This is a genomic window from Litorivivens sp. (assembly GCF_057445395.1).
Map to the genome: position 1 here is coordinate 17,090 of NZ_JBVBUV010000051.1, position 10,734 is coordinate 27,823.

At 52.8% G+C, this 10,734-nt stretch carries 7 protein-coding genes; 1 reads left to right on the top strand and 6 read right to left on the bottom strand.

Annotation, left to right across the window (positions count from 1 at the left end; all coding sequences use genetic code 11):
- The first annotated feature begins 118 nt into the window (after positions 1-118).
- Positions 119-1,330: an OprO/OprP family phosphate-selective porin gene (locus tag AC222A_RS13675; protein ID WP_486775113.1), complete on the top strand. Its 1,212-nt coding sequence runs from the start codon at positions 119-121 to the stop codon at positions 1,328-1,330.
- Positions 1,331-1,390: 60 nt separating this feature from the next.
- Here AC222A_RS13675 and AC222A_RS13680 read toward each other — a convergent pair whose 3' ends face one another.
- From AC222A_RS13680 to AC222A_RS13705, 6 genes are all read right to left on the bottom strand, one after another.
- Entirely contained in the window at positions 1,391-4,078 is a 2,688-nt protein-coding gene (locus AC222A_RS13680; RefSeq protein ID WP_486775114.1) for a TonB-dependent receptor domain-containing protein, read from the bottom strand.
- A 113-nt stretch (positions 4,079-4,191) separates the two neighbouring features.
- Positions 4,192-5,892: a hypothetical protein gene (locus tag AC222A_RS13685; protein ID WP_372798145.1), complete on the bottom strand. Its 1,701-nt coding sequence runs from the start codon at positions 5,890-5,892 to the stop codon at positions 4,192-4,194.
- A gap of 365 nt (positions 5,893-6,257) precedes the next feature.
- Positions 6,258-8,432, bottom strand: a complete 2,175-nt coding sequence (locus tag AC222A_RS13690) for a PQQ-dependent dehydrogenase, methanol/ethanol family (protein WP_372763896.1) — start codon at positions 8,430-8,432, stop codon at positions 6,258-6,260.
- Positions 8,433-8,488: 56 nt separating this feature from the next.
- The gene (locus AC222A_RS13695; RefSeq protein WP_372763895.1) at positions 8,489-9,076 is read right to left on the bottom strand and encodes a lysophospholipid acyltransferase family protein; all 588 of its coding nucleotides are present in this window, start codon (positions 9,074-9,076) and stop codon (positions 8,489-8,491) included.
- A 75-nt stretch (positions 9,077-9,151) separates the two neighbouring features.
- Positions 9,152-9,967, bottom strand: a complete 816-nt coding sequence (locus AC222A_RS13700; RefSeq protein ID WP_486775115.1) for a crotonase/enoyl-CoA hydratase family protein — start codon at positions 9,965-9,967, stop codon at positions 9,152-9,154.
- Between the two features lie 77 nt (positions 9,968-10,044).
- On the bottom strand, positions 10,045-10,605 hold the full coding sequence (locus tag AC222A_RS13705) for a nitroreductase family protein (protein ID WP_372760784.1): 561 nt from the start codon (positions 10,603-10,605) through the stop codon (positions 10,045-10,047).
- Positions 10,606-10,734: the final 129 nt, after the last annotated feature.

Genomic DNA, 10,734 nt, shown 5'->3' on the forward strand with positions numbered 1-10,734 from the left:
TTTAATATTTCTGAAACATTTTATTCACATAATACGCTCCGAGATCTGCCTCGGCGCAACCTCCGACGATCTCAACAATAAACGGCACCTAGCCAACCACATAGATGGAGACTGTGAAATGAAACGCAACCTGCTGGCCCTTTCCATTGCCGCCCTATCGGGCAGTGCCCTTGCCGGTACCGTAACCACTGAGGGTGACGATCTTGTTATTGGCTCCAAGGGTGACCTGAGCATCAAGAGCGCCGACGGCAACTTCAGCTTTGCCATCGACGGTCGCCTGATGTGGGATTTTGATTCCTATGACGGCGTACACCACAGCACTGGCGGCGATGCGCTGGAAAGCGAAGTACGCCGTTCACGCGTGGCTTTTAAAGGCTCTCTTTACAAAGATTGGCACTACAAACTGCAATACAGCTTCAATGTAGACAGCTCGGCCAAAAACCAGATGGAAGATGCCTACATTATGTACACTGGCTGGAATGTCGCGGACGTTACCGTCGGCAAATTCAAGATTCCCTTCGGCCTGGAAGAACTGACCAGCTCCAAGTACATCACCACAATAGAGCGCTCAGCGATGTTCGAATATGTGTCAGCTGGTCGCAACTACACCAACGTGCAACTGAGCAACGGCGGAGACAACTACAGCTGGGCCTTTGGCGCTTATGAGGGCTCAAAAGACGACGAAGGTAGCGAGCTCTACAATCTCGGTGGCCGCGCTACGTTCGCACCAATTGCAAGCAAAACCCAGGTTGTTCATCTCGGCGCCGCCTATTTTCAGTCAGACATCGAAAAAACTGTCCCAGTAACTGCAGAATTTGATCAGCGACTTGCTGTGCACACTGCCGAAAAAATCCTGCTCACATCGCCCGGTGATTTCAACGCCACCGACCACGACCAGTTTGGCGTGGAAGCAGCCTGGATGAGCGGCCCCTTTTCAGTACAGTCAGAGTATGTTGCATCTACCTGGGAAAACGATGCCAACGAAGTTGAGTACTCCGGCTACTACGTACAGGGTGCATGGACTGTCACCGGTGAATCGCGCAGCTACAAAGCAGCCGATGGCATATTTGATAAAATCAAGCCCGCCGGTGCGAAGGGCGCCGTAGAGCTGGTCGTTAAATTCGAACACGGCGAGATCGACGATGACCGCACCGGTGCAGTTGAGAACGCGTTCGACAACATCACAGTAGGCGCTAACTGGTATGTGAACAATAATGTTCGCCTGTCACTCAACTACATCACGACTGAGCTAGACGAGAAGATTACTCGCGGTGTAAGCCAGGAAGATAGCGGTGACGCCATCTCCACCCGCGTACAAATCATCTGGTAGGATCTGCCGCATAAAAAACCCGGCGACAGCCGGGTTTTTTTACTCCATAGCCTCTGCTTATTAATAACTCCACTTGGCGCTAAGCCCCCAGCTTCGACCAACTTCCTGCTCAATAATCGCGACGTTGCGTCCAGACGCATTGTCCTGCTCAAACTCGCGCTCTTCTTCGAGAATATTCTGCACTTTTACGCTGAAAGACAGTGTATCTGTCGGATAGAATGTGTAGGTCAGGTCCAGTGAGTGGAATGGCAATTCAAAGGCATCATCGTTACCCGCCACGCCCGCAAAATAGATACGATCACCAAACACGTTGTAGATCAGTGACGCACTGTGCACACCGTCGGGCGAATCGAATCCGAGCTGCGCGTTCATTACATATTCCGAGTGACCGGTCAGACGACGGGAGTCATTCGTCAGTACATTGTTGGTGGTATCAATTTCAACATCCGAATCGCTTAAAGCAATGTTCCCGGAGATAAAGAACCCATCCACACCAACCATATCTGCGGGCAACGTCAACAGGCCTTCAACCTCAACACCGACAATACTTCCGGAATCAGCATTTTGATAGGTCAGGACAACATTGTCATCCGAGCCCGGTTGACGCACCGTTTCAATTGGCGCTTTGATATCTTTATAAAACAACGACACGGTGAAATTATCGCCGTTTTCGTAGAAAAACTCGGCTCTCAGATCGACGTGATCGATATCCGACTTTTCGACAAAGGGATTACCGCGAACACGCTGATTGATCTCGGGATCAATATAGACAACCTGGGCAGTTTCACGCAGATCAGGGCGAACCGTCGTTTGTGCAAAACTGGCACGCAGCTGATATTCCTCAGCGCCGAACACCCCCTGATCCGCATAGGTCAACGCCGCAGAGTGATACCAATCATCTTCGACAAATGCAAAACGCTGGTTCGGATCAGCCAGCGCTTGTGCCTGCGCCTGCACTGATGCGCCAGTAAAATCCAGCAGATCGACAGTCAACAAAGCCTGCTTGTATTCTTCCCAGCGCGAACCCAGCGTAATGCGCCAGTATTCATTCAGGCGCCAATCCAGCTCGCCAAAGTATGCATTCAACTTTCTCACTGCAACATAGCTTTCAGTACCGAAGTTGCTTCCCAGCGATGCAGAAAAGTTGTTATCCAGATCACCTAGTATGGGATCGGACATCACACGGCCTGGGCCGCCTGACAACACGGAACTAGACAGGCCGGTAGTGTTTACATTGAAGGTATACTGGTAGTACTCACGCAGCTTCTCAGATGCAGCATAACCACCTCGAACGGTCAGCTCACTGCTATCCAAAAACAAGGGCAACTCAAAATCCCCCCCCCAACTTTCCTCGTCATCATTGAGCTCAAGAAATGTGTGTTGCCCCGCCGCCGGCGCCGGAGAAATCTGCGTAAATTCAGTGCCCAGGTCTGTTGTACCGTTATAATTCGATTGATTAGGCACATCGGTTGTCACTTCCGCATCCGAATAGAACCAACTGACACGCAAGCTCTCCAGAAAACCAAGCTGGTCAGTCCAATTGTAAACCGGCTCAAGACCTTCCAGGCTATGCTTCCCCGTCAGCTGATACATCTGGAGCTGGCGTTCTTCAGCGCGGGTTTGATATCTAACAACTTGGTCGCCGTCGGCCTGTGAGTTATTCTGATCGAAGCCACGTGAAATAAATGCATCCTTCACGTCGTGCTGTATATCAAAGTAGCTCAAACCCAGAGCATGCGTATTACCGTACTCCACACCAAACGTAGCCGAGTACGTTTCGCGGTGCTCCTCTGCCGTACGTTCAACTTCTGAAAACCGCGACTCCGGATTTCCAATTTCACGTTTTACCTGATCTTTATTACGAAATTGATCACTGACCGAAGCGCTGATGGAACCGCCAACCAGCCACTGGTAGCCCACATCGAAAGCGTTACCGAGTGCAAGCTTATAATCGCTATCCAGACTTTCCAGATCTTTTTCTATTGCTACGTTACGCGGCAGCGCTAACATCAAGTTACGCTGAATCAGCTCGGCCTGCTGTGCGGTTGTATTGTTGCCGGCATTATTTTCAGTCGCAAAAATATTACTCTGGGAAATATCGCCACGGTAGCGAGCAATACCATCAGCAATCGCACCCGGCAGCGGCTTGATACTACTATCACTGTATTGCAGCCCACTGCTACTTACGCTGTTGCCGCCAGCACCCACGCTAATACTAAGCAGTGGCGCCTTCGGAAAGCTCTTGGTACGAATATCAATTGCGCCCCCTCCGAAATTGGCCGGCGTCGAAGAACCAAACGCCTTTTGCACTTTGATCGACTCCACAATCGAGGTTGGGAAGAGATCCAAAGGAATAACGCTACGCGCCAGATCGGGGGACGGCACCACGGCCCCATTAACGGTGACGCTCGAATAGCGCTCACCAAGGCCTCGAATGTAGACAAACTTGCTATCAATCAGCGTAAGGCCGGGCAGACGGCGCAGGGCTCCTGCAATCGTGGAGTCGCCGGCTCGGGAAATCGCCTCAAAGCCGAGAAAATCAGCTGAGTAGGGAATGTCGATACGCTCATCGACAATGGACGCAGCAACACTCTTGAGTCGTCCTGTTACCACCACCTCTTCGATGGGGCCCGGAGGTGTTACCTCAATGGCGGCGCCATTGATTTCTTGCGCTAGCGCAGATTTTGCAGCCAAAGCGGTTGCAAGTCCCACGGCCAGCGACAAACTATTTCGTTTAAATTTTTCCATGATAAAAACCCACTGTCCTGGATAAGCCTGAAGTAACGTGGTCGATTACATGAAGGGGCGCGTTAGCGCCCCTTGCTTGTTTTTCGACCTGCTTCGTGAAGTAAAGACAGCCATTACGGGGTCAGGGGTTTATCGAAGCCAACTGCCCAGCCAGTCAACCAGTCATCGCTGGCATTTGCGCCGCCGAGGTAGGTCGGCTTCTTAAAGATTGACCCCAGAGAGGAGACATCAAAAAGCTGTGAAGATTGATCAAATACGGTGGTGCCCGCGCCATTTTTTATTGCGGAAGCTGTCAGATAGTCACGTTCTTGTGAGCTATCGACCAACACAGAGCCGATGGCGCTTGCTGCCACATCGCTACCAGTGATCAACACATTGTTGGTATTAGTGTTGGCAGGCGTCGCCGCATTGGCTCCACCACCCGCTAGCCAGTTAACGAGATCGAACCCTGTATTTGCCGCGTCGGCACCGACCTTTGTCGCCTCACCACAGGCGATCACATTGCTAGAAGCTTTACTGATGCCCGCCTGCGCAGCGTCAATAGTTTCCGGGCCTTCAGAATCATCCAGCTCAAGGCACTCGTTGCTCGCCAGTGATGTCGCGTAGGAAGTGACCAGCGAGTTGTACATTTCAAAGAAAGCGCCTTCGCGGAACAGCGGACCTTCGGAATCACCTTTTGCGCTCACGTTAGTACCAGCATTCTCGTCAATGTTGCTGGTTACGCAGGTGAGGTTAGATATGCGCAGTTTGGTTGTCGGTGTGAACGCATCACTTCGGCTACCCCCCGTGTTGTCGCCTTCAATACAGCGGTTGGCGCCAGACGTGTGCACCACCACAGCGTACTGAATGTCCCCGTTGTAACCCTCAGAGTAGTCGATAGAGTCATCACCCACGTTGACGGCGACAATGTGATCCATATTGACCGCGCCGCCGAACATTTCAAAACCGTCATCCTGGGAAGTGTATGTCTGAACATGGCTGATGGTTGTACCACTACCTACCGCGTTGAGCGTGAGAGCATTGAGTTCATCACCGTCAACCACCTCAAAACCAGCGTGCTTGATAACTACATATTTCAGCACACCCGAGTTCTCAGCATTGTTGTTACCACCGTAGGTCGCAGGACGACCTTCAGCGGTTACATGACAGTTGTGAACATTGTTAGCTGTGGCAGCAAAATCGCTGACCGTGCTCGGTGCACCCGAGCCTGTTGGCGAACCGTCGTGGCATTTGTTGGTCCGGCCATTACCATTGATCTGAACCCCGCCCCACAGACCGCGATCGCTTTCGGTCGCCGTGCCCAGCATGGCGTCTTCATCAGCGGTGAACACGATTGGACTATTGGCGGTACCTTCTGCGAAGATCTGTGAACCACGGGCGATACGTACGTAGCTGTCGGGTTGCTTGAACACCATGGTTACGCCAGCAGCAATATTCAGACGAGTACCTTCGCCTTCCTGTGGGATGCGCTTGCCGGATTGTGCAGCAGTGGCGTTGACGTCTGCGCCGATAAACAGGCTATCTTCAAAAATGTGTTTCCCACCAAAGTTGGAAAACGTAATGGAAGACACTGTGATCGGTTTGCTGTCGCTGACGAACAGTGCGCCGTATACGCAATCTTGTCCGTCAAAGTTTCCCTGGAAGGTCTGACCTGATTCTGTATAGCTTGCACATACATTACTGCCCGCGCCGCCCCCGGTGCCACTGCCTGAACCATTACTAATGGTAGTGGGCGACAGGTTAACGTCACCGCTGTCTGTGCACCCAACCAGCGCGCCAGCGACTACCCCAGAGACCAGAATTTTTTTCAACATTGATGTTGCTCCCAAATATCATCGATTTTTCAGTGTGGGTTTCAGTTACGCGTGATTTCCGGCAGCGAGCACCTGAAACCACCTCCACATTGGTAACTGCGGCAAAGCCTACGCCCGGCAAGTGACCGATTTGTGACACATAGGCGACACTCTTATGAAGCTTTCTTCCGACGTTTTGGGGGTGCGGCGACAATGACAATGTAACCAATTGATATATAAGGGAGTAATAACGAAGCAGAAATGAATGTTTTTTGACAAACGGGATTAGAGGGGGGAGCCCGTGCGACAGCCGTCGCAGGGTTTTCGTGACAGTGAAATCAAAAAACGGGGGCGGCTAATACAGTTTCCTTGCGCCCCCGCCAGATTTAAACCTTATCCATAATCCAGCCGAGAACATTGGCCACGGCGTTGAAGAACATCATTTTGATCTTCATCCACCAGGATGGCGTTTCACGAATTTTACGGTCTTCCTCAGCTTGGGTGAGTATGTAGGCTTTGATCAGTCGCGAATCTTCTTTATCAAGCACATCGCCGAAACCCACCATACCCGCCTTGCGCATCATGCCGTCGAGCACGACCTTGTCGAAGTTTTCGTAAAATACGCCAGGCAGATGACGAAGGTCTGGGACCGCACCATTCGATACTGCATCGGTACCATGACAACCCGAGCAATATTCATGATAAAGCGTGCGCCCCGCTTTTAGCTCTTCTGCACTGACCTCCGGCGGCTCAGGCGCTTCAAACAGCGTTTTCTCCGGGTTTTCTGGCAGCACTGCCTCACCGCCAAGCTTGAATGTCAGAACACGACTCGGTGGGATACCGCCCTCCTGTTCATAGCCGGATATCAGGCCAAAGGCGCCGCCCCAGCCGGCCAGTACGGTGACATACTGTTCGCCGTCTATGCTGTACGTTACAGGCGGTGCAATCACTCCAGTGTGGGCATCAAACGACCAGCGCTGTTCGCCGCTATCGGCGCGATATGCACGAAATTCACCTTCCGCCGTACCCTGAAATACAAGATTGCCGGCCGTTGCAAGCACGCCGCCATTCCAGGGTCTTGCGTATTCCACGACCCATTTCGCCGACTGTGTTTTGGGATCCCACGCCAGCAGCGAACCAGTGGTCACCTGCTTCAGCATCAGCTGGGCCAGGATATGATTCGGCGCAGCGTCCTGCTCAAGCACAACCCCTAGATTCCAATGGCCCCACTTATGCAGATACTGTTCGACATCGCCGTACTTAAACAACGCATCAATAGCCGGAATATACACCAAACCTGTTTGCGGGCTGTACGCCATCGGATGCCAGTTGTGCGCCCCCATCGATGACGGCCGGATAAACTCTGCACCATTGCGATAGCGAGCCCTATCAGTTTCCACAGGTCGTCCGGTGCTCATGTCGTAGTGCGTGGCCCAATTGACGCGGGCATAAGGTTCTGCAGAAAGCAGCTCGCCGCTTTGCCTGTCGATAACAAAAAAGAAGCCGTTTTTGGGTGCCTGCCAGATGACTTTACGCTGCGTGCCCTGCCACTCCATATCAGCCAGCATGATGTGCTGGGTGGCCGTAAAGTCCCAGGATTCGCCGGGCGTCTGCTGATAATGCCAGAGGTACTCTCCGGTATCGGGATCGAGCGCGACAATCGATGACAGGTACAGATTGTCGCCGCCATCCGGACTACGGACCTTGTGGTTCCAAGGTGAGCCATTGCCTACACCCAGGTACAGTTGATCCAGTTCAGGGTCATAAACAATGGAATCCCAAACGGTGCCGCCACCGCCCATTTTCCACCATTCACCGGTCCAAGTTTCAGCGGCCTGTTTCATCGCTTCATTTTCGAAACCATCGGCAGGGTTGCCCGGAACCGTATAAAAACGCCAGACTTCTTCACCGCTATTCACATCAAACGCGGACACAAAGCCGCGAACGCCATATTCGGCGCCGCCGTTTCCGATAACGACCTTATCTTTGAAGACGCGGGGCGCGCCTGTAATGGTGTAGGGGTATTCCTTGGTATCTGCCGCCTGCACTTCCCACAGCTTTTTGCCCGTGGCTGCATCCAGCGCAATCAGTCTTGCATCCAAGGTTCCGAAAAACACTTTGCCCTGGTAAACCGCCACTCCACGGTTTACCACATCGCAGCAGGCCATCTTCGCCCATTCGCGCGGCACCTCAGGATCGAAGCGCCAAAGTTCCTTGCCTGTGCGAGCATCAAGCGCGTGTACAACACTCCAGTTGGCGGAGACAAACATCACGCCGTCAACGACAATGGGGGTTGCTTCAAGGCCCCGATTAAAATCAGTATCGAACGCCCAGGCTAAACCCAGCTTGCCCACGTTTTCGTCATTTATCTGCGTCAACGCGCTATAACGCTGTTCGTGATAATCCTTGCCGTAGCTTAACCAGTTTTCGGGTGCGCCCTCGGCGATGGCTTGGGTGCCAACCCGTTCGGTGGCTGTGCGGATTGTCGTTTCGGCAGGTGTGCCGAAAACCAGCGTACTTGCCAGGCTGATGCCCAGCACAGCGCATATAAATTGACGCATTCGTTACCTCAGGAAAATCTTATTTTAAAGTGGTCGTTCCTGGGCGGGTGCGGGGATCAGCCAAATTCAGGACGAATGCCCTGCTTGTCACTGTAAAAGTCCCGGATCGTCGCAAGATCGACATCGTAGTCTCCGGTAGTCTGTACCAGAGGTCCAAAACCGACCGTTTTCGACTTCGTATCCAGAAACGCCAGTTGAATAGGCAATTCCACTCGGGTGGCAATATGGTAAAAACCCGCTTTCCAGCGATCTACCTTGCCGCGGGTACCTTCCGGTGCAATCAGCAATACCAGTTTTTCCGAGCGGCGAAAGGCATCAGCCGCCTGTTCTACGGTGTTGCCAACCGCCGTGCGATTGATCGGGATTCCTCCCAGCCATCTCACGAACCAAGCGATGGGAAAAGGAAACAACGTGTGTTTTCCAACCCAATGAACATCCAGCTTGTATTTCAAGACTACCGGTAACATCACCAGAAAGTCCCAGTTACTGGTATGGGGTGCCGCGATCAACACATACTTATCCAGTTGCGGCGGCTCTCCCACTGTTCGCCAACCCGTTACCTTCAGCGCCAGAAAGGACACCGCCCGCATGATTTGCGTTATTACTGGTGTGCTGAAAATAGTCAGCTGCTTGCGCTTTATCAACCCTGCTACCGCCCTGTGTTTACGTTAATAATCATATCAAACCGTTGCCGCGTTACATTGGTGCGAACGGCCACCCTAGCTGTCAAACTCTGCCACCTTGCCTTCCATCCGCGCGGTCAGCGCCTTCATCACATCACCCTGACTCAACATGCCGGCATTCCAGGTGGCGATAAAATTCAACCCGTCAGCCACGGAGTGATCGCGGGTATAGACCAGCATCTCCTTAGTACCACGGATCGCCAACGGTGATTTGCTGGCAATGTCAGCAGCAATTTCCAACACCGATGCCATCATCGCCTCGCGGCTCTGGTAAACGTTGTTAACCAGACCAATGCGCTGAGCTTCGTCAGCTTTGACGTCACGGCCGGTATACGCCAGCTCTCGCACAACACCCTGCGGTACGATATGGGGTAGTCGCTGCAGCGTGCCGACGTCTGCGGTCATGCCAATATCGATTTCTTTGATGGAAAATTTAGCATCCTCTGCGCAGTAACGCATGTCGCAGCAGCTAACCATATCGATACCGCCGCCAACACAGTTTCCGTGGATCGCCGCAAGGACTGGCTTTCTACACTTTTCAATGGCCGTGAGGTTGTCCTGCAGGCGCAAAATGGTCTGCCTAAACTGCTCTGCCGCACGCGCAGGATCTGATTGGGCATCTCCCACTACGCCGGCAAACATATCCAGATCAATACCTGCGCAAAAATTCTTACCTGCACCGCTAAGCACAACAACCCGTGCGTCCTCTGCGTCAGACAAATACTCGAAGCAGACCTGCAGCTCTTGCCACATAGGCAGGTTCATCGCATTCGCTTTCTCCGGTCTGTTCAGTTGCACGTGAGCAACGTGGTTTTCGATCGATACGGAAAGTGTTTCGAAAGTAGGGATCATGGGTGTGTTCCTCTTTTTCAATTCAGTAACGCTGGGACCAACGCAAACTGCATACCTTATACTTGACTACAGCTGATTCAGCCGGGCCAGCGAGTCACAAATTGCTCTGCGTCATAGTTTGGCAGGGGCTTGGCTCGCCCCTCGCGGGTACCAATGTACAGGTAGCCGACCAGCGATTCCCCGGCAGATAACCCTAAACCCTTAAGCACATTGGGATCAAAAGCATTGGCTCCCGTGCGCCAGATTCCGGCCAAGCCCATCGCTTCTGCCGCCAGCAATATGCCGTAAGCTGCGCAACCGGCAGACAGCTGCTGCTCTATTACTGGAACTTTGGGATGCTCAACAAAACGGGTCACAACAGCGATAACCAAGGGGGCTCGCAAGGCTTTGGACCTGGCCTTTTCCAGCTCGGCTTCTGTAACTTCGGGGTTGCGCTGTGCAAGCGCTTTGGCAAACAGATTACCCAGCGCATTGCGCGCCTCACCTTCAATGACCAGAAAACGCCAGGGCGTCAAACGCGCGTGATCAGGCGCGCGCATCCCCACTTGAATAAGGGTAGTAAGCTGCTCCGCATCCGGACCGGGCTCGGTGAGCTTAGCTGCGGAGTTTCGCTGCTTCAGTAGAGTCAGGGCATCCATGGCATCCACGCTATTTCGCTTTGAGGTCAGCTTTGATTTGTTTCAGTTTTTCTGGCGTCGTCGGCTCGCCACTTTCGTAGTAGGCTTTCATGCTCAGGGCTACATCGCGAATGACCGAGCGAAATACAT